The following is a 20,380-nucleotide window of genomic DNA, read 5'->3' on the forward strand; positions in this document are numbered from 1 at the left end:
CCGCGGCGCGGCGGCTCAGTCCTCGAACGCGCCGTAGACCTCGCGCGTGTTCGCGGCGATCTGCGCCGCCAGCTCATCGGCGTCCACGCCGAGCTCGGCGGCCAGGAAGCGCACCGTCACCGGGATCAGGTACGGCGCGTTCGGGCGGCCCCGGTGGGGCGTGGGCGTCAGGAACGGCGCGTCGGTCTCGACCAGGATGCGCTCGCGCGGCGTCACGGCGAGCGCGTCGCGCAGGTTCTGCGCGTTCTTGAAGGTCACGTTGCCGGCGAAGGACAGGTAGTAGCCGCGGTCGGCGGCGACGCGGGCCATCGCCTCATCGCCCGAGAAGCAGTGGAACACGGTGCGGTCGGGCGCGCCGGCGCGCTCGAGGGTCTCGAGGACGGCGTCGTGGGCGTCGCGGTCGTGGATCTGCATCGCGATGCCGTGCTTCTTCGCCAGCGCGATGTGCGCCTCGAAGCTCTCGAACTGGGCGGGGAGCCCCTCTTCGCCGGTGCGGAAGAAGTCCAGCCCCGTCTCGCCGATGGCGCGCACGCGCGGCTGCGCGGCGAGCTCGTCGATGACGGCGATCGCCTCGTCGAGGCGGCCGGCCTCGGCGTACGCGGGAGCCTCGTTCGGGTGGATCGCGACGGCCGCGAGGACGCGCGGGTGGGAGGCCGCGGCCCAGGCCGACCAGCGGCTGGACTCGATGTCGCCGCCGGCCTGCACGACGCCGATGACGCCGACCGCATCGGCGCGCTCGAGCTGCTCGTCCAGCGACAGCCCCACGCCGTCCTCGATCTCGAGGTGCGCGTGGTTGTCGTAGGTGGGCGCGCCCAGCGGCTCGGGCGCCGGCGGGTACGACGTGTCCCGCGAGCCCTTCTCGCGCGTGCGCACGTAGTTCGACGGGTCGGTCATCAGGCGTGCTGCTCGACGCGCGGGAACAGCGGCGCGAGGCCGTTGACCGACGTGCCGGGCTTCAGGGCGCCCCACTGCCCGGCCTCGCGGAGAGGCTGGTCCTGGAGGCGGCCGAGGGTCTCGGCGGCGCCCAGGGCGATCCACAGCTTCTCGGTCGCGACCGGCATCACCGGGGACAGGAGCGTCGCGAGCGCCCGCAGCCCCTCGGCGGCGGTGTAGAGCACCGTGCCCAGGCGCGGCCGCTGCGCGTCGTCCTTGGCGAGCGCCCAGGGCTCGTTCTCGGTGATGTAGCCGTTGAGCTCGTCGACGATCGTCCAGATCGCCGAGATGGCCTCGTCGATGCGGAACCGCTCGATGGCGTCGTCCGCGGCCGTCGCGGCATCCGCCACCGTCTTCTGGATCGCGAGATCCGCGTCGGCGTACGTGTCCGGCGGCGGGACGATGCCCTCGTAGTAGCGCTCGATCATCGCCACGGTGCGCGAGGCGAGGTTCCCGAAGCCGTTGGCGAGCTCGGCCTGGTAGCGGGCCGACAGGTCCTCCCACGAGAACGAGCCGTCCTGGCCGAACGCGATCGCCGACAGGAAGTAGAACCGGTAGGCGTCCGAGCCGAACACGTCGGTGATCTCGTCGGGGGCGATGCCGGTGAGCTTGGACTTCGACATCTTCTCGCCGCCGACAAGCAGCCAGCCGTGCGCGAAGACGCCGCGGGGCACCTCCACGCCGGCGGCCATGAGCATGGCCGGCCAGATGACGGCGTGGAAGCGCAGGATGTCCTTGCCCACGACGTGGTACGCCGGCCACCGGCGCGCGAACTGCTCGGGGTCGGTGCCGAAGCCGACCGCGGTGGCGTAGTTCAGCAGCGCATCGACCCACACGTAGATGACGTGCGACTCGTCCCACGGCACCTTGATGCCCCAGTCGAACGTCGAGCGCGAGATCGAGAGATCCTTCAGGCCGCTCTTGACGAACGAGACCACTTCGTTCTTCGCCGACTCGGGGCGGATGAAGTCCGGCACCGTCTTGTACAGCTCGAGGAGGCGCTCCTGGAACTCGCTGAGCTTGAAGAAGTAGTTCTTCTCCTGCAGCAGCTCCAGCGGCTTCGAGTGGATCGCGCAGACCTTCAGGCCCTCGAACGCGCCCGTCCCGTCGAGGATCTCGCCCTCGGTCTTGAACTCCTCGCAGCCGACGCAGTACAGCGCCTCGAACTCGCCCGCGTAGATGTAGCCGCGGTCGTAGATCGCCTGCACGAACTCGCGCACGCGCTCCTCGTGACGGGGCTGCGTCGTGCGGATGAAGTCGTCGTTGGCGACGTTCAGCGTCTCCAACAGCGGGTACCACGACTCGGTCACGAGCTTGTCGACCCACTCCTGCGGCCCGACGCCGTTGGCGGCGGCGGCGCGCATCATCTTCTGGCCGTGCTCGTCGGTGCCCGTCAGCATCCAGGTGTCGTCGCCGGCCTGGCGGTGCCAGCGCGCGAGCGTGTCCACCGCCACGGTCGTGTAGCCGTGGCCGATGTGGGGCACGTCGCTCGGGTAGTAGATCGGCGTCGTGGCATAGAAGGATCGGCCGGAAGTCACCAGAAGATTCTAGTTCGCCCCCGCGCGTCCTCCCGCCGCCGTGACGATCGGGGCCCGCGGACGGTCCCCGGAAGCCCCCGGCGTCACATTACGTCGAGGAGCGGGCGGCGAGCGCGGCCTGGTAGAGCTCGCGCGACGAATGGCCCGTCGCGCGCGACACCTCCGACGCGGCCTCCTTCAGCCGCGTCCCCGACGAGACGAGCTCGGCGACCTGCGCCACGGCGTCGGCGAACGCGACGACCCGGCGCTCGGCCCCCGCCACGACGACGACGATCTCGCCGCGCACGCCCTGTTCGGCCCAGGCTGCGAGCTCCGCCAACGGCCCGCGGACGACCTCCTCGTGCAGCTTCGTCAGCTCTCGGCACACCGCCGCGCGCCGATCGCCGCCGAACGCCGTCGCCATGTCGGCGAGCGTGGCGGCCAGCCGCGACGGGGCCTCGAAGAACACCATCGTGCGCGGCTCGGCGGCGAGCTCCGCCAGCTGCGACCGCCGCTCCCCCGGCTTGCGGGGCGGGAACCCCTCGAAGGCGAACCGGTCGGTCGCCAGGCCCGACACCGCCAGGGCCGTCAGCACCGCCGAGGGGCCGGGCAGCGCCGTCACCAGGACGTCGGCGGCGGCGGCCGCCGCGACGACCGCGAAGCCCGGATCGCTCACCGTCGGCATGCCGGCGTCGCTGAGCAGCAGCACGTCCTCGGTGCGGGCCAGCTCGACGAGGTCGCCGGCCCGGTCCTTCTCGTTGTGATCGTGCAGGGCGATCATGCGCGGCCGGTTCTCGACGCCGAGCGCGGCCAGCAGCCGCTGCGTCGTGCGCGTGTCCTCGGCGGCGACCACCGTCGCGCTCGAGAGCGCCTCGACCAGGCGCCGCGAGGCGTCGCCCAGGTTGCCGATGGGGGTGGCCGCGAGGATCAGCACCCCGCCAGCCTAGACCGGGGGCCGACCGCGCGCGCCGTAGGCTGTTCGGGTGACGACGACCGCCGAGCCGCTGCTGCCACGCGCGCGCCGCTCGCTGTTCGATCGCTGGCAGGACCTCCTGGCCGCAGACCCGCGCGTGCGCACGCTCTACGACCGCCTCGCGCCCGTGCTCGTGGTGCTGCTGGCCGCGGCGCTGCGCTTCTGGAACCTCGCGAACCCGCACGACGCGATGAACCAGTTCGACGAGACGTACTACGTCAAGGACGCGTGGACGCTCACGCAGCTCGGCTACGAGGGGTCGTGGCCCGACGGCAATGACGCGTTCCTCGCCGGCGACGCGAACTCGTTCTCGGCGGAACCGGGGTTCGTCATCCACCCTCCGCTGGGAAAGTGGCTCATCGCCCTGGGGATGCTGGCGTTCGGCCCCGAGACCGGGTGGGGCTGGCGGTTCACGACGGCTCTTGCGGGCACCGCATCCGTCCTCGTCCTCATGCTGATCGCGCGCCGCATGACCGGGTCGACGAACGTCGCGGTGCTCGCGGGATTCTTCCTCGCGATCGACGGCCTGTCGATCGCGATGAGCCGGCTCGCGCTGCTGGACGGCATGCTGACCTTCTGGGTGCTGCTCGCGGTCCTGTTCGTCGTGATCGACCGGGAACGCACGATGGAGCGGATAGCCGTGACGGTCGGCGCGCGGTTCGCCGGCGACACCGGTCCGGTGTGGGGCCCCATCCTCTGGAACCGGCCGTGGATCGTCGCGGCCGGCGCCGCGCTCGGCGCCGCGACGGCCGTGAAGTGGTCGGGCGTGTGGGTGCTCGCGGGTCTCGGGGTCTACCTCGTGGTGACCGATGCCCTCGCCCGCCGGCGCGCCGGTGTGCTGGTGTGGCCGACGGATGCCGTCCGCCAGGGAGCGGTCACGTTCGTCCTGCTGGTGCCGGTGGCCTTCGTCGTCTACCTCGCATCGTGGACCGGGTGGCTCGTCACCGACGGCGGCTACGACCGGCACGTGGCCGACGCGAACCCGGCGACCGGCCTCTTCGCGTGGGTGCCGCTGTCGCTGCAGAGCCTGTGGCAGCACCACATCACGATGTTCAACTCGGCGTCGAACATCGTCGGCGGGCATCCGTACTCGAGTCCCGCATGGCAGTGGCCGCTGCTGCTGCGCCCGACCGGGATGTACTACCGGTTCATCGCCGAGGGCGAGGCCGGCTGCGACGCGGCGGGCGGCTGCTCGCAGTCGATCTCGAGCATGCCCAATCCGCTGCTGTGGTGGGCCGGCGTGGCGGCGGTGCTGTATCTCGTGTACCGGTTCGTGGTGCGGCGCGACTGGCGCGACGCGCTCGTGCTGACGGCGATCGGCGTGACGTACGGACCGTGGCTGCTGTACCCCGACCGCACGATCTTCCAGTTCTACACGGTGCTGATGATGCCGTTCATGATGCTCGCGCTCGTGTTCGCGCTGCGCGACATCGCCGGTCCGCGAGGGGCCGACGACTACCGGCGCCTCACCGGTCAACGACTCGTGTGGGTGTTCCTGGGTGTCGTCGTTGCGCTGTCGGTGTTCTGGTATCCGCTGGTGTCGGCGATGCAGATCACGTACGAGTACTGGTTCGTCCACACGTGGATGCCCGGCTGGGGCGCCTGAGCGCGCGCCGCGCCGCGGTCACTCCGGCGCGCGAGCGGATGCCGCGGCCCGCGCGGCGGCGGGAAGCGCGTCGACGATCGCCGTGAGCGCGTCCTCATCGTGCGCGGCCGTGAGGAACCACGCCTCGAACACGCTCGGCGGCAGCGCGACGCCCTGATCGAGCATCGCGTGGAAGAACGGCCCGTACCGCCACGTCTCCTGCGCGCGCGCATCGTCGTAGTCGCGCACGGCCCCCTCGCGGAACGCCACCGAGAACAGGCTTCCGGCGCGCGAGATGACGTGCGGGAGCCCCTCGGCCGTCAGCGCGTCGTGCAGGGCGGCCTGGACGCGGATCGCGGCGGTGTCCACGTGCGCGTACACGTCGGCATCCGCCAGGCGCAGCGTCGCGAGGCCCGCCGCGACCGCGAGCGGATTGCCGCTGAGCGTGCCGGCCTGGTACACCGGCCCGAGCGGCGCGAGCAGGTCCATGAGGGCCGCGCGACCGCCGACGCCCGCCAGCGGCATGCCGCCGCCGATGACCTTGCCGAAGGTCACGAGGTCGGGCGCGAACGGATGCGCGCCGGTCTGCTCGAGGCCCCACCAGCCGGCGGGGCCGACCCGGAAGCCGGTGAGCACCTCGTCGAGGATCAGCAGCGCTCCGTGGGCATGGGCGGTGTCGGCGAGGAACGCGTTGAAGCCGGGCTCGGGGGCGAGCACGCCCGCGTTGGCGCCCGATGCCTCGGTGATGATCGCGGCGATGCGCCCGTCATGGGCGGCGAAGGCGGCCTCGACCGCGGCACGGTCGTTGTAGGGCAGCACCAGCGTGAGGGCCGCGATGTCGGCGGGGACGCCGGCGGAGCCGGGCAGCCCCAGCGTCGCCACGCCCGACCCGGACTCGGCCAGCAGGCCGTCGGAGTGGCCGTGGTAGTGGCCGGCGAACTTGATGATGACGTCGCGTCCGGTCGCGCCGCGCGCGATGCGGATCGCCGTCATGGTCGCCTCGGTGCCGGTGGAGACCAGGCGCAGCCGTTCGATGCCGCGCACTCCCCCGACGGTGAGACGGTCGATGACGAGCTCGGCGAGCTCGGTCTCGCCGGGCGTCGACGCGCCGAACGACAGCCCGCGGGCCGCAGCCCGCTGCACGGCGTCGACGACCTCGGGGTGGGCGTGACCGAGCAGGGCCGGCCCCCACGAGGCGACGAGGTCGACGTAGTCGCGCCCGGTGACGTCGGTCACGCGAGGGCCGGATGCCGACACGATCGACAGTGGCGTGCCGCCGACGGAGCCGAAGGCGCGGACGGGCGAGTTCACGCCGCCGGGGATGACGGCGCGGGCGCGCGCGGCGGCGGAGTCGTTGGTGAGGGTCTGCGCGGGAGTGCTCATGCGCGGGAGATCCTTTCGGCGACCTCGATCGCCCAGTAGGTGAGGACGGCGTCGGCGCCGGCGCGGAAGATGCTCACGATCGACTCGTCGATCGAGCGCTCGCGGTCGATCCAGCCGTGGGCGGCGGCGGCCTCGATCATGGCGTACTCGCCGCTGATCTGGTATGCCCACACCGGCACGGGGCTGGTGGCGGCGGCGTCCGCCAGCACGTCCAGGTAGCTCATGGCGGGCTTGACCATGACGATGTCGGCGCCCTCGGCGACGTCCAGCGCCACCTCGCGCGCTCCCTCGCGGCGGTTCGCGGGGTCGAGCTGGTACGTGCGACGGTCGCCCTCGAGCGTGGACTGCACGGCTTCGCGGAACGGGCCGTAGAACGCCGAGGCGTACTTGGCGGCGTAGGCCAGCAGCGCGACGTCGGTGAAGCCGGCGCCGTCGAGCGCGGCGCGCACGACCGCGGTCTGGCCGTCCATCATGCCCGACATGCCGAGCAGCTGGGATCCGGATGCCGCCTGGGCCAGCGCCATGTCGGCGTAGCGCTCCAGGCTCGCGTCGTTGTCGACGCGGCCGTGCGCGTCGAGCACGCCGCAGTGGCCGTGGTCGGTGAACTCGTCCAGGCACAGGTCGGTCTGGATCACGAGGGCGTCGCCCACCTCGGACGCGGCGACCTCGGTGGCGACGTTCAGGATGCCGTCGGCGGCGGTCGCGCCGGACCCGGTGGCGTCCTTGTGCTCGGGGACGCCGAAGATCATGACGCCCGACAGGCCGGCCTCGGCGGCGCGGTGCAGCTCGGCTTTGAGGGAGTCGAGCGAATGCTGCACGACGCCCGGCATCGACGAGATCGGCACCGGCGCCTCGGCGCCCTCGCGCACGAACACCGGCAGCACCAGCTTCGCCGGCTCGATGCGGGTCTCGGACACCAGGCGCCGCCACGCGGGGCTCTGGCGCAGACGCCGGGGGCGGACGGCGGGGAACGACTCGTTCATCAGTCCTCCTGGGATGCGGGCGACGCGCCGAGCGGTGCGAGATCGGCGGCGCCCTGCGCCAGCAGCTCGGCGGCGACGCGCTCGGCGAGCTCGTCCTCGACGCCGGCGTCGAGGACGGTGGCGTGCGAGCTGGTGAGCTGCGCCGAGCCGTCGAGGCGGTACACGCGCGCCGTGAGGAACAGCATGCCGTCCTCGACGAACGCGCGGGCGCCGACGGGGGCGGCGCACCCGGCCTCGAGGCGGGCGAGCACGCCGCGTTCGGCCGCGGCCGCTCGCCGCGTCGGACGGTGGTCGATGCGCGCGGCGAGCGTCTCGTCGCCGGTGCGCGTCTCGATCGCGAGGGCTCCCTGCGCCGGGGCCGTCGGCCACGCGTCGAGGTCGAACAGCTCCGTGACGGCCTCGGAGCGGCCCACGCGCGAGAGGCCGGCGGCGGCGAGCACGACGGCGTCGAGACGGCGCTCGGGGTCCTCGGCGCCGACGCGTCCGAGGCGCGTGTCGACGTTGCCGCGGATGTCGACGAGTTCGACGTCGGGGCGGCGCGCGGCCACCTGCGCCCGGCGACGGGGCGAGCCGGTGCCGACGCGGGCTCCCGCGGGCAGCTCGTCGAGGGTGAGGCCGTCGCGCGCGCACAGCGCGTCGCGCGCGTCGGCACGGCGCGGCACCGCGGCGACCGACAGGCCCGCGATCGGCGCCGTCGGCAGGTCCTTGTACGAGTGGACGACGGCGTCCACGTCGCCCGCGAGCAGCGCCTCGCGCAGCGCAGCGGCGAACACGCCCGCCCCGCCCAGCGACGCGAGCGACTGCGTGTTCACGTCGCCCTCGGACTGGATGACGACCAGCTCGCCGCCCAGCGCGTCGGCGATCGTGCCGGCCTGCGCGAGCGCCAGGGCGCTGCCGCGCGTGCCGATGCGCAGGGGTGCGCTCACGCGAGCACCTCGGCGACCTCGCTCGCGCCGATCAGGCGGCCGGTGAAGAACGGGATCTCCTCGCGCACGTGACGGCGGGCCTCGGTGGAGCGCAGGTGCCGCATCATGTCGACGAGGTCGACGACGTCGTCGGACTCCATCGGCAGCAGCCACTCGTAGTCGCCGAGGGCGAAGCTGGCGACGGTGTTGGCCTGCACCTGCGGGAAGTCGCGGCCCATGAGGCCGTGGTCGCGCAGCATCGCGCCGCGCTCGGCGTCGGGCAGCAGGTACCACTCGTAGCTGCGCACGAAGGGGTAGATCGTCAGCCACTGCTTGGGCGGAAGCCCCCGCGCGTAGGCCGGCACGTGGTCGCGCGCGAACTCGGCGGTGCGGTGCACGCCCATCGCGTTCCACGTCGGCAGCAGCACGCTCAGCTCGCGCGAGCGGCGCAGGGCCCGCAGGTCGGCCTGCAGCCCGTCGGCGGTGTGGCCGGTGAGCCAGAGCATGACGTCGGCGTCGGCGCGCAGGCCCGACACGTCGTAGATGCCGCGCACGCTCGCGAGGCCGTCCGCGACATCGGCGAGCGCGGGGGCGTCCTCGGCGGCGGGCACCGCGTGCGGGTCGCGGCGGAACACCGCGAACAGCGTGTAGTGGAGCGTCTCGGCCGGGGCGTCGGTGTCGGGGGTCACTGTCCTATCCTCCCTGCCCGGCGGCGGCCGGGCGAGTCTGGGTCGTCTCGAGAAGCTGTGCGGCGACCCGCTCGGCGTGGCCGACGACCGCGGCCAGACCCGTGCCGGCCGCGGTCTCGCCGACGACGGGGGTCGGTCCCTCGGGTGCGCGCTCGCCGCGCCGCCACGTGACCGAGCGGGCGTCCTCGACCTCGACGACGGGACCGCCGAGGAGGACGCCGGCGTCGCGCGTGGCCGTGGCGATGACGTCGTCCGGCTCGCCGTCGTACGACAGTCGCACGGCGTGCCGGCCGTCGAACGCTTCCGCCGCCCAGGCCCACTTGGCCGTGATGTGCGTCAGCGCCCGAGCGCGCACGCCCGGTGCTCCCGCCGCGACGAGCAGACCCGTGCCGCGCGGCGCACGGTCGAGCCCGGGCGCGTCGAGCACGAGGGTCACGAGCGTCAGCACGCGGTCGGCGGGCGGTGCCGCGGGGTCGGGCATGGCGCGCACGACGTCGCCGGCGATGCGGCGTCCGTCGACGACGAGGGCGCCGGGCTCGATCGCGTCGACATGCGCGCCGGTGACGATGTCGGCGCCGTGGCGGACCGCGTCCCCGGCGAGCGCCTGCGGGAGCCGGTGCATGCCGCCGCGGATCCCCGCGACCTGGCTGCCGGCGGGTGCGGCGGCACGCAGGTCCGCGACGGCGGCGGCGAGGGAGCCGTGCTCGCGCACGCGCTCGAGCAGCGTCGGATGCGCGATGGCGACGGGAACCTGATCGGGCTCGCGGGAGTGGACGCCCCGCACGACTGGGCCGACGAGGCCGTCGACGACGCCGTCGCCCATGCGCGCGCGCACGAGGTCGCCGAGGGTCTCGGCATCCGCTCCGACCGAGGCGGGGAGCATGCCGTCCAGTCGAGCGCGCAGCGCGGCGCGGCGGCCGATGACGCGCACGACGTCGGCGGCGAGGGGGTCCGCGGGGATCCCGAGCAGGCCGGCGGCCGGCAGCGGCACGGCGCTGCCGTCGGCGCGGTGCAGCCACGCGGGTGCGGGGTTCGGGGTCACGACGTCGGCGGCGAGGCCGAGCTCGTCGAGAAGTCCCGCCACGACGTCACCGCGCGTCGCGAACGACTCCGCGGCGGCATCCAGGTCGACGCCGCCGACGCGCAGGGGGACGACCTGTCCGCCGACGCGATCCGACGCCTCGAAGACGCGCACGCGGCGCCCGGCGGCGGCGAGCCGGCGCGCGAGCACGAGGGCGCCGACGCCGCCGCCGGCGACGAGCACGTCAGAGGGCATGCACGAGCTCCACGATGCGCGTCAGCACGGTCGGGTCCGTCTCGGGCGGCACGCCGTGCCCGAGGTTCACGATGTGCGCGGGCGCGTCGGCGCCGCGCTCGACGACGTCGCGCACGTGGCGCTCGACGAGCGGCCACGGCGCCGAGAGGAACGCGGCGTCGATGTTGCCCTGCAGCGGCACGGCGCCGCCCAGGCGGCGATTGGCCTCGTCCAATGGCAGGCGCCAGTCGATGCCCACGACGTCGGCTCCCAGGCCCGGCAGCACGTCGAGCATCTCGCCCATGCCGAGCCCGAAGTGGATGCGGGGCACCTCGAGACCGCGCAGGGCCTGGAACGCGCGCTTGGAGTGCGGCGACACGCGGCGCACGTAGTCGTCCCGCGAGAGCGAGCCCGCCCACGAGTCGAACAGCTGGACGACGCTGGCGCCGGCGAGCACCTGCGCTCGCAGGAACTCGCCCGTCACGTCGGCGGCCCAGTTCAGCAGCGCCGACCACGCGTGCGGGTCGGTGCGCATGAGCGCTCGCGTGCGCAGCTGGTCCTTGGACGGGCCGCCCTCGACGAGGTAGCTGGCGAGCGTGTAGGGCGCGCCGCCGAAGCCGATGAGCGGCGTCGAGCCGAGCTCGTCCACGACGATGCGCACGGCGTCGGAGATCGGGGCGAGCGCCTCGGGCTCGAGGGGGCGCAGCCGCAGGATGTCGGCTGCCGAGCGCACCGGCTCGTCGATGACCGGGCCGCGACCGGGGACGATCTTCACGTCGACGCCGGCCAGCAGCACGGGCACGACGATGTCGCTGAAGAAGACCGCGGCGTCCACGCCGTGGCGGCGCACCGGCTGCAGCGTGATCTCGGCGGCGAGCGCGGGGTCCAGGCACGCGTCGAGCATCGCGACGCCGGCGCGGCTCTCACGGTACTCGGGCAGAGAGCGACCGGCCTGACGCATGAACCACACCGGCAGGGTCTGCGGGCGGTCGGCGCGTGCGGCGCGCACGAGACGCGAGTCGGCCGTGCGGCCGTCCATCAGGGGGTGGGCGGCGGAGAGGGATGTGACGACGGATGACACCCGTCAAGGGTACGCGGCTCGCCTCCGTGCGGCTCACGGCCGGGACCGGTAGAATCCAGCGGTGCTTTTCTGTCTCTCGGCCAGCCACAGCAACACGGCGTTCGACGTGCTCGATCGCCTGTCGCGTGTCGCCGACGAGACCGCCGACGAGCAGCTCGCCGACGTCGACGGCGTCAACGGCGCGATCGTGCTGGCCACGTGCAACCGCTTCGAGGCGTACCTCGACATCGAGGCGTCGCCCGACGCCGCGGACGCGGCGCTCGAGAGCGTCCTGGACGTGCTCCCCGGCCTCGCCGAGGCCGACCTCGCGTCGCTGCGCGCGACGGCCTCGACGCTGTCGGGTGACGAGGTCGTGCGGCACCTCTTCTCGGTGAGCTCGGGGCTGGAGTCCATGGTGCTCGGCGAGGACGAGATCACCGGCCAGGTCCAGCGCGCGCTCGCGTCGGCGCGGCGCAAGGGCACCACCACGCCGTCGCTCGAGCGCATGTTCCAGCGCGCGGCGCACACCACCCGCGAGGTGCGCGCGCAGCAGGATCTCGCCGCCGCCGGCCGCTCGCTCGTGCGTGTCGCCCTCGACATGGTCGAGTCCCGGCTCACGGCGTGGGCGACCACTCCCGTGCTCGTGGTCGGCACGGGCCGGTACGCCGCGACCACCATCGCCGCACTGAACGCCCGCGGCGCCGAGGACATCACGGTCTTCTCGGCGACGGGGCGCGCCGCGCAGTTCGCCGCGCGCTACGGCATCCGCGCCGCCGAAGACCTGCGCGACGCCGTCTCCGCGGCCGAGGTCGTCATCACGTGCACGACCAGCTACACCGTCACCGCCGACCACGTGCCCGACGACCGCGCGCGGCTCGTCGTCGACCTGGGCCTGCCCCGCAACGTCGACCCGTCCGTGGGAGAGCTCCCCGGCCTCGATCTGCTGGACCTCGAGCTCATCGGCCGGCACGCGGCGCTGCCCGAACTCGGCGGCGGCGACGCCCACCGCGTGGTCGGCGCGCACGCCGCGCGCTTCACCGCCGAGCGCGACGCCGCTCCGGCGATCGTCGCGGTGCGCGAGCACATCCAGGCGGCCGTCGACGCGGAGCTGGCGAAGCTGCGCCCGGACGACCCCGCCGCCGAGGCGACGGCCGCCGCGCTGCGCCACCTCGCCGGAGTGCTGTCGCACACGCCGTCCGTGCGCGCCCGCGAGCACGCGCAGGCCGACCGCCTGGACGAGTTCGAGGCCGCGCTCGAGATGGTCTTCGGCGTCAGCGTCGACACCTCCGCGCGGGCCGCGCGGGACGACCGCGCCACCGGCTGAAGCCCCGGGCGCTCCGGCCCGGCCGACCGTCAGGGCGCGCCGAGCTCCGCAGGATCGGTCGCCGGCAGGCGGCACGAGAAGTCGCGGCAGTCGTACACCGCCGCGGCGCCGTCCCGGAGCGCCTTGCCCTCGAGCAGCGCGAAGCCGGCCGCGGCCCACTCCGCCGCCTGCGCCGGCGTGACGCGCACGTGGACGTCGGCGTCGAGCGCCGCCGCCGCGGACACCAGGGCGCCGTCGTGCGTCTCGGACACGACGACGATCTGTCGCGGCGGCGCGGCGAGCCCGGCTGCGACCCGCAGCAGCGCGCCGTGCGCGAGGGGCTGCGCGGTCGCCGCGGGCGCCGCGGCCACGATCCGCTCCGCCGTGCGCCGCAGGTTCTCGCCGGCGCCCAGCAGCCACAGCTGCAGCGCGGCGTCGGCGAGGGATGCCGCGCCGACGGGCTCGTCGCCATCGGAGGCGCCGCCCGGCACGGCGATCCCCTGGGACGACAGGACCGGGTCGCCGGCGGGCGGAGCCGGGTCGCCGTCCGCGGTGACGCACGCCCGCACGAGCTCGCGCGCCCGGACCGCGTAGGCGTGCTCGCCCGTCGCGCCGGCGAGCGCGGCGAGCCCGGACGCGAGCTGGCCGTGGTCGGCGAGGGTCGCCGGCGACCGCGACGGGATCTCGTCCAGCGACGCCCGCACGAGCCGCCCGTCGCGGTCGACGTTCGCTTCGAGCACGGCGCCCGCGGCCCGCACCGCGGCGCTGATCCACTCGGCGCGCCCGAACGCCGTCCCGGCGCGCGCGAGCGCCCCGATCGCGAGGCCGTTCCAGCCCGTGACGACCTTGCCGTCGACGGCGGGCGGCGGCAGCGGCGCGCGGCCCGCGGCGTCCAACGCGTAGTAGCCGCCCTCGCTGCGGGCCCCCTCGATCCAGGACTCCGAGTCCTGCGCCGCGCCGAACCCGCCGCTCGGCTGCTGCAGCGTCTCGAGGAGGAACCGGGCGATGCCGCCGGCGACCGCGGCACGGTCGAGGACGGCGCCGGGCGACGCCGTCACGACGTCCATCAGCTGGGCGTTGTCGGTCAGCATCCGCTCGTAGTGGGGCACCGTCCAGTCGCGGCGCGTGGCGTACCGGAAGAAGCCGCCCTCGACCGGATCGCGCAGATCCGAGGCCGCCATCGCGGCGATGGCGCGATCGGCCACCGCGGCCGCCTCGGGTGCGTCCCGGCGGATCAGCGGCGCCTGCAGGAAGCGCAGCGCCGTCGCGACGGGGAACTTCGGGGCGGACGGATCGGCGCCGCCGAACCCGCCGTATTCGCGGTCCTCGAGAGCCGAGAGCGCCCGCGCGGCCGCGACGAGGTCATCCGCGGCTGGCGGCTGCCCGCCCGACGGTTCCGCGCCGCCCGCATCGGCGAGCGCCGAGACGACGGCCGCTCCGGTGGCGTCGATCTCGTCCCGGCGGGTGGTCCAGGCCTCGTGCACGGCCGCCAGCACCTGACGGAACGACGGCATGCCCGCTCGCGGCTCGGGCGGGAAGTACGTGCCCGCGTAGAAGGGGCGTCCCTCGGGCGTCGCGAAGACCGTCAGCGGCCACCCCAGGCTCCGCGTGAACGCCGCGGCCGCCGTCATGTAGGCGGAGTCGACCTCGGGATGCTCCTCGCGGTCGACCTTGACGGCCACGAACGCGGTGTTCAGCGCGGCGGCGGTCTCGGCGTCCGAGAACGACTCGCGCGCCATGACGTGGCACCAGTGGCACGTGGAGTAGCCGATCGACACCAGCACCGGAACGTCCCGGCGCCGCGCCTCGTCGAACGGCTCGCTCCCCCACGCGTGCCACGCGACCGGGTTGTCGGCATGGGCGCGCAGGTAGGGGCTCGTCGACGAGGCGAGGCGCTCGTTCATGGGCGATCAGCTCACGCGGAATCAGTTCACGTCGTCGGGGTGGACGCTGACGCGGCCCGAGCCGTCACCCGGATCCAGCGCGTCGATCGCCGTGATCTCGGCATCCGTCAGCGCGAAGTCGAACACGTCGAGGTTCTCGGCGAGGCGCTCGCGGCGCACCGACTTGGGGAACACGACGAAGCCGTGCTGCAGGTGCCAGCGGATGACGACCTGCGCCGGGGTCTTCCCGTGCGCGGCCGCCGCCTCGGCGACGGGCGCGGCGCCGAACAGGTCGTACTTGCCCTGGCCGAGAGGTCCCCACGATTCGATGACGACGCCGTGCTCGGCGGCCCAGCCGGCGATCTCGCGCTGGGTGAGCGCGGGGTGCAGCTCGATCTGGTTGACCGCCGGCACGACGCCGGTGGCCTCCACGATCTTCTCGAGGTGCGGCACGAGGTGGTTCGAGACGCCGATCGAGCGCGTCTGGCCGGCATCGCGGATCTCGATCATCTTCTGCCACGCGTGCACGTAGTTCTCGCGCGCCGGCGTCGGCCAGTGCACGAGGTACAGGTCGACCTGCTCGAGGCCGAGCTTGTCGAGGCTCTCGGCGATCGCCGCGTGGGGCTCGTCGCCGTCGTGGCGGTCGTTCCACAGCTTCGTCGTGATGAACAGCTCGTCGCGCGGGATGCCGGATGCCGCGATGGCGGCGCCCACGCCCTCCTCGTTGCCGTAGATGGCGGCGGTGTCGATGTGGCGGTAGCCGAGCTCGAGCGCCTCGCCGACGGCGCGCTCGGTGTCCGCCGGCGGCACCTTGAAGACGCCGTAGCCGAGCTGGGGGATGGTGTGTCCGTCGTTGAGAGAGACGTGGGGAATGCTCATGGCCCCAGCCTAGGAGCGCCCGCCGGGAGCGGGGCGGCAGGTGGCCGGTTTACGATGGAGGGCTGTGTCCGCATCCGTCCCCGTGATCTCCTACCCGCCCGAGTTGCCCGTCAGCGCCGCGCGGGACGAGATCGCGCGCGCCATCGCGGACCATCAGGTCGTCATCGTCGCCGGTGCCACGGGTTCGGGCAAGACGACGCAGCTGCCCAAGATCTGCCTCGAGCTCGGCCGCACGAAGATCGCGCACACGCAGCCACGCCGCATCGCCGCGCGCAGCATCGCCGAGCGCGTCGCCGAGGAGCTGCAGGTGCCGCTGGGCTCGACCGTCGGCTACAAGGTGCGCTTCACCGACAAGGTGTCGGAGGACACCCGCGTCGCACTCATGACCGACGGGATCCTCCTCAACGAGATCCACCGCGACCGGCTGCTGCGCCGCTACGACACGATCATCGTCGACGAGGCCCACGAGCGGTCCCTCAACGTCGACTTCCTGATCGGATACCTGCGGCGGATCCTGCCGAAGCGCCCCGATCTGAAGGTGATCATCACCTCGGCCACGATCGACCCCGAGAGCTTCGCGAAGCACTTCGCGCTGCCGGGCCGTCGCGGCGGGGAGCCCGAGCCCGCCCCGATCATCGAGGTCTCGGGTCGCACGTATCCCGTCGAGATCCGCTACCGGCCTCCCGCCGGCGTGGAGGGCACGGCGGATGCCGCGGACTCCGGCGACGACGTCGACGCGCTGCTGGCGGCGCTGCGCGAGCTCGACCGCGAACCCGCCGGCGACGTGCTGGTGTTCCTTCCGGGCGAGGCGGAGATCCGCGACGCGATGGATGCCGTCCGCGGCATGTACGCCAAGGACGCAGCTCCCACCGAGGTGCTGCCGCTGTACGGGCGGCTGTCGGCGGCCGAACAGCACCGCGTGTTCGAGCGCTCGCGCGTCGCGGGCGTGCGCCGCCGCGTCATCCTCGCCACCAACGTCGCCGAGACGAGCCTGACGGTGCCCGGCATCCGCTACGTCGTGGATGCGGGCACGGCGCGCATCTCGCGCTGGTCGGCGCGCAGCAAGATCCAGCGCCTGCCCATCGAGGCGATCTCGCAGGCCTCGGCCCAGCAGCGCTCGGGTCGCGCGGGCCGCACCGCCCCCGGCATCGCGATCCGCCTCTACGCCGAGGACGACTTCACGACGCGCGACGAGTTCACCGAGCCCGAGATCCTGCGCACCTCGCTCGCGTCGGTGATCCTCCAGATGCTCGCGCTCGGGTTCGGCGACATCTCGGCCTTCCCGTTCCTCACTCCCCCGGACGCGCGCGGGGTCCGGGCCGCGCTCGACCTGCTGCTCGAACTCGGCGCGGTCTCCGACGCCCGGTCCGCCGGCCGCAGCGGGCGCGGCGATCCGACGGGCGGCGAAGCGAAGGGACCCCGACTCACCGACATCGGCCGCGACATCGCCCGCCTGCCGATCGACCCGCGCTTCGCCCGCATGCTCCTCGAGGCGCAGCGGACCGGCGTCCTGCGCGAGATGCTCGCGATCGTCGCCGGCCTGTCGATCCAGGACGTCCGCGAGCGTCCCGAAGAGCGCCGCGAGGAGGCCGACCGCCTGCACGCTCGCTTCACCGACCCGACCAGCGACTTCCTGAGCCTGCTGAACCTGTGGAACCACCTGCAGCAGAAGCAGGCCGAGCTCGGCTCGAGCGCCTTCCGCCGCATGTGCCGCTCGGAGCACCTCAACTACGTGCGGGTGCGCGAGTGGGCCGACGTCCACCGGCAGCTCAGCGCGCTCCTGCGGGCACCGAAGGGCTCCCGCGGCGCGGTCGAGGCCGCCGACCCGGATGCCGTGCACAAGGCGATCCTGGCGGGCCTGCTGTCGCACATCGGCATCCTGGACGACCGCACGACGTCGTCCGGACGCGGCGACGGCCGGTCCCCCCGGCGCGACGACCGGCGCGGCGCGGAGTACATCGGCGCCCGCGGGGCGCGGTTCGCGATCTTCCCCGGCTCGGGGCTGAAGAAGAAGCGGCCGCAGGCGGTCATGGCCGCCGAGCTCGTCGAGACGAGCCGTCTGTTCGCCCGCACCGTCGCCGCGGTCGACCCGGAGTGGGCCGAGTCACTGGCCGGGGACCTCGTCAAACGCAGCATGAGCGAGCCGCACTGGTCGAAGTCGGCGGGGGCTGCATCCGCCTACGAGAAGCTCACCCTGTTCGGCGTCGACATCGTGCCGCGCCGCCGCGTCCAGCTGGCCCGCTTCGACCGGCCGCTCGCGCGCGAGCTGTTCCTGCGCCACGCGCTCGTCGAGGGCGAGTGGGAGTCCGCCCACCTCGACAAGCGCCTGACGGCGTTCGAGCGACGCAACCTCGAGCTGCGCCGCCGCCTCGAGAAGGTCGAGGAGCGCGAGCGGCGCCGCGACATCCTCGTCGGCGACGAGGCCGTCTACTCCTTCTACGACGCCCGGATCCCGCGCGACGTGTTCGACGTCCGCTCGTTCGAGACGTGGTGGCGCGACACGATCGGGCGCACGCCGCGCCTGCTCGACATGACCGAGGCCGATCTCGTCGACGAGGCGTCGCGCGGCGACGAGCGGGACTTCCCAGCGCGGTGGCAGCAGGGCGACCAGGTGCTGTCGCTGGCGTACCGCTTCGAGCCGGGAGCCGCCGACGACGGCGTGACCGCCGTCGTGCCGCTGCCGCTGCTGGCGCAGCTGCGACCGGACGGCTTCGACTGGCAGGTGCCCGGCATGCGCGCAGAGCTCATCGCGGCGCTCATCCGGTCGCTCCCGAAGGCGATCCGCCGCACCGTGGTCCCGGCGGCCGACTGGGCCGCGCGGTTCTCGGACGAGCTGCACGGCGCCGGCCCCGAGTCCCACGACGGCCTGCCGCCGGTGGCGCTGACCGACGCCCTCGCCGCGCGCATCCAGCGCGTCGCGAACCAGCCCGTCACCGCTGCCGACTTCGACCTCGAGCGCGTCCCCGGCCATCTGCGGCTGTCCTTCCGCGCGGTCGACGCCCGCGGGCGCGCAGCCGGGACCGATCGAGACCTCGAGGCGCTCCAGGCGCGGCTGGCGGACCGCGCGCGGCAGTCGGTCGCCACCTCCATCGAGCGCGCCGCGAGCCGGCGGCCCGGTCCGGGCGCTCCGGCATCGGGACCCGCGGGCGCCTCCGCCGGGAGCGCCGGGGCCTCCTCGTTCGCCGAGCGCACGGGGCTGACCGAGTGGTCGTTCGGGGACCTGCCCGCGGTCGTCGACACGAAGGTCGCCGGCGGCGTCGTGCGCGGCTACCCCGCTCTCGTGGACGAGAAGACGTCGGTCGCGCTGCGCCTCGAGTCCACCCCCGAAGCGGCCGCCGCGGCAAGGCGCGGCGGTGTGCGCCGGCTCATGCTGCTGGCCGTGCCCTCCCCCGCCGCGTACGTCCTCGAACACCTCACCAGCGCCGAGAAGCTGGCGCTCGCCGCCTCGCCGTACCCGTCGGCGAAGGCCCTCATCGAGGACTGCCGCGTGGCCGTCGCCGACGCCGTGCGCGACCGCACCGCAGCCGGCGGCATCCGCACGGCGCAGGAGTTCGCGACCGTCCGCGACGCGTTCTCGCACGCGGTCGTCGACGAGCTGTTCCAGACGGTTTCGCTCACAGCGCGCATCCTGACGCTCGCGCGCGAGGTCGAGCGCGCCATGCGGGACGCGAACTCGCTGACGCTGCTGGGCGCCCTCGGCGACGTCAAGGCGCAGCTGTCGGGCCTGGTCTTCCCGGCGTTCGCCTCGCGCACCGGACTCGCGCAGCTCGCCCACGTCCCGCGCTATCTTCAGGCCGCCGTCGACCGTGTGAAGGCCCTCCCCGACAACCCCGGACGCGACCGGCAGCGCATGAGCGAGTTCGAGCGCGCCGCCGCCGCGTACGCCGACGCCGGCGGGACGATCCCGCCCGAGGAGGGCGCTCCGGCGTCGCTCGTGCGCACGCGCTGGCTGCTCGAGGAGTACCGCGTGAGCCTGTTCGCGCAGCAGCGCGGCACCGCCGAGCCGGTGTCTGTGCAGCGGATTCAGAAGTCGCTGCGGGAATAGCGCGCCCGGAGCCCGCGGTTCGACCCGGTATGCCCCACGCGATCGTCTACACCGAGTTCGGCAGCCCCGACGTGCTGCACCTGTCCGACATCGAACCGGCGACTCCGGGTCCCGGCGACGTGGTGATCCGCGTCGAGGCGGCGGGCGTGAACCCCATCGACGCCAAGCTGCGCTCCGGTGCTCGCCCGTCCGGGCCCATCGAGACACCGCGGCGCGTCGGCGCCGACGGGGCGGGTGTCGTGACGGCGCTCGGAGACGCCGTGGAGGGCCTGCGCGTCGGCGAGCCCGTCGTGTTCTTCGGTGCCGCCGGGGCCTACGCCGATGAGATCGCGGTGCCCGCCTCGCACGTCGTCCCGCGGCCGCCGTCGGTCAGCGCCCAGGACGGCGCCGGCGTCGGCATCCCGGCCGGCACCGCGTATCAGGCGCTGCGGTCGCTCGCCGTCGGCGCCGGCGACACGCTGCTGCTCCACGCCGGCTCGGGCGCCGTCGGTCAGGCCGCGATCCAGTTCGCGGTGCTGTGGGGGGCCCGCGTCATCGCGACGTGCTCGCCCGGGCGCGCGGAGCGCGTCGCGTCGCTCGGAGCCGAGCCCGTGGCGTACGGCGACGGGCTCGCCGACCGCGTGCGAGCCCTCGCGCCCGGCGGCATCACGGTCGCCCTCGACGCGGCGGGCACCGACGAAGCCCTCGAGAGCTCCCGCGATCTCGTCGCCGAGCCCGAGCGCGCCGCCACGATCGTCCGGGGACGCGACGCGGCCGCCTTCGGCCTGCGGGCGTTCAGCGGCGGGAGTCCTGCGCCGCTGTCGGCGCGGGCCCAGGCGTGGCGCGTCGAAGCGGTGCCGGTGACGGTGTCTCTGCTCGCCGCCGGCCGCTTCTCGATCGAGCGCGGACCGTCGCTGCCGCTGCCGGAGGCCGCCGAGGCCCACCGCCTCGTCGCGGCGGGGACGCCGGGGAAGATCACGCTCCGCCCCGAGTGACGCACGCGGCCCG

At 74.1% G+C, this 20,380-nt stretch carries 15 protein-coding genes; 4 read left to right on the top strand and 11 right to left on the bottom strand.

Annotated features, from left to right (window positions below; translation table 11 throughout):
* Window positions 1–15 precede the first annotated feature (15 nt).
* The 3 genes from HD594_RS13940 to rsmI form a co-directional block, all read right to left on the bottom strand.
* Window positions 16–894: a TatD family hydrolase gene (locus HD594_RS13940; protein WP_184751517.1), complete on the bottom strand. Its 879-nt coding sequence runs from the start codon at window positions 892–894 to the stop codon at window positions 16–18.
* The gene (gene metG / locus HD594_RS13945; RefSeq protein WP_184751518.1) at window positions 894–2,471 is read right to left on the bottom strand and encodes a methionine--tRNA ligase; all 1,578 of its coding nucleotides are present in this window, start codon (window positions 2,469–2,471) and stop codon (window positions 894–896) included. The genes HD594_RS13940 and metG overlap by 1 nt, the downstream gene beginning before the upstream one ends.
* 88 nt (window positions 2,472–2,559) lie before the next feature.
* Entirely contained in the window at window positions 2,560–3,384 is an 825-nt protein-coding gene (rsmI, locus tag HD594_RS13950; RefSeq protein WP_184751519.1) for a 16S rRNA (cytidine(1402)-2'-O)-methyltransferase, read from the bottom strand.
* A gap of 49 nt (window positions 3,385–3,433) precedes the next feature.
* Here rsmI and HD594_RS13955 point away from each other — a divergent pair, with 49 nt between their 5' ends.
* The gene (locus tag HD594_RS13955; protein WP_184751520.1) at window positions 3,434–5,029 is read left to right on the top strand and encodes a dolichyl-phosphate-mannose--protein mannosyltransferase; all 1,596 of its coding nucleotides are present in this window, start codon (window positions 3,434–3,436) and stop codon (window positions 5,027–5,029) included.
* Between the two features lie 18 nt (window positions 5,030–5,047).
* Here the strand turns inward: HD594_RS13955 and hemL are convergent, their stop codons facing one another.
* The 6 genes from hemL to hemE are packed head-to-tail and all read right to left on the bottom strand — an operon-like array spanning window position 5,048 to window position 11,262.
* Complete coding sequence (hemL, locus tag HD594_RS13960; RefSeq protein ID WP_184751521.1) at window positions 5,048–6,391, bottom strand: glutamate-1-semialdehyde 2,1-aminomutase; 1,344 nt, start codon at window positions 6,389–6,391, stop codon at window positions 5,048–5,050.
* Window positions 6,388–7,374, bottom strand: a complete 987-nt coding sequence (gene hemB / locus HD594_RS13965) for a porphobilinogen synthase (protein WP_184751522.1) — start codon at window positions 7,372–7,374, stop codon at window positions 6,388–6,390. The genes hemL and hemB overlap by 4 nt, the downstream gene beginning before the upstream one ends.
* Window positions 7,374–8,300, bottom strand: coding sequence for a hydroxymethylbilane synthase (gene hemC, locus HD594_RS13970; RefSeq protein WP_184751523.1), 927 nt, complete (start codon window positions 8,298–8,300; stop codon window positions 7,374–7,376). The genes hemB and hemC overlap by 1 nt, the downstream gene beginning before the upstream one ends.
* A complete protein-coding gene (gene hemQ, locus HD594_RS13975) occupies window positions 8,297–8,968 on the bottom strand; it encodes a hydrogen peroxide-dependent heme synthase (RefSeq protein WP_184751524.1) in 672 nt (223 codons plus the stop codon). Before hemQ ends, hemC begins: the two co-directional genes overlap by 4 nt.
* Before the next feature lie 4 nt (window positions 8,969–8,972).
* Window positions 8,973–10,244, bottom strand: coding sequence for a protoporphyrinogen/coproporphyrinogen oxidase (locus HD594_RS13980; protein ID WP_184751525.1), 1,272 nt, complete (start codon window positions 10,242–10,244; stop codon window positions 8,973–8,975).
* A complete protein-coding gene (gene hemE / locus HD594_RS13985) occupies window positions 10,234–11,262 on the bottom strand; it encodes a uroporphyrinogen decarboxylase (protein WP_184752896.1) in 1,029 nt (342 codons plus the stop codon). Before hemE ends, HD594_RS13980 begins: the two co-directional genes overlap by 11 nt.
* Window positions 11,263–11,365: 103 nt before the next feature.
* On the opposite strand from hemE, the gene HD594_RS13990 reads away from it, so the two are divergent.
* Window positions 11,366–12,607 (top strand): glutamyl-tRNA reductase, encoded by a 1,242-nt coding sequence (locus HD594_RS13990; protein WP_184751526.1) that lies wholly within the window; start codon window positions 11,366–11,368, stop codon window positions 12,605–12,607.
* A 29-nt stretch (window positions 12,608–12,636) separates the two neighbouring features.
* Here the strand turns inward: HD594_RS13990 and HD594_RS13995 are convergent, their stop codons facing one another.
* A complete protein-coding gene (locus tag HD594_RS13995) occupies window positions 12,637–14,490 on the bottom strand; it encodes a thioredoxin domain-containing protein (protein WP_184751527.1) in 1,854 nt (617 codons plus the stop codon).
* Between the two features lie 21 nt (window positions 14,491–14,511).
* Window positions 14,512–15,348 carry an aldo/keto reductase gene (locus HD594_RS14000; RefSeq protein ID WP_184751528.1) on the bottom strand — a complete coding sequence of 279 codons (837 nt, stop codon included), beginning with the start codon at window positions 15,346–15,348 and terminating at the stop codon, window positions 14,512–14,514.
* Window positions 15,349–15,412: 64 nt separating this feature from the next.
* Between HD594_RS14000 and hrpA the strand changes: the two genes are divergently transcribed.
* Together hrpA and HD594_RS14010 are read left to right on the top strand one after the other, a co-directional pair.
* Window positions 15,413–19,393 (top strand): ATP-dependent RNA helicase HrpA, encoded by a 3,981-nt coding sequence (gene hrpA, locus HD594_RS14005; protein ID WP_184751529.1) that lies wholly within the window; start codon window positions 15,413–15,415, stop codon window positions 19,391–19,393.
* A 29-nt stretch (window positions 19,394–19,422) separates the two neighbouring features.
* Window positions 19,423–20,367 carry a quinone oxidoreductase family protein gene (locus tag HD594_RS14010; protein ID WP_184751530.1) on the top strand — a complete coding sequence of 315 codons (945 nt, stop codon included), beginning with the start codon at window positions 19,423–19,425 and terminating at the stop codon, window positions 20,365–20,367.
* Window positions 20,368–20,380: the final 13 nt, after the last annotated feature.

Origin of the sequence: Microbacterium thalassium, assembly GCF_014208045.1 — a bacterium.
Classification (GTDB): domain Bacteria; phylum Actinomycetota; class Actinomycetes; order Actinomycetales; family Microbacteriaceae; genus Microbacterium; species Microbacterium thalassium.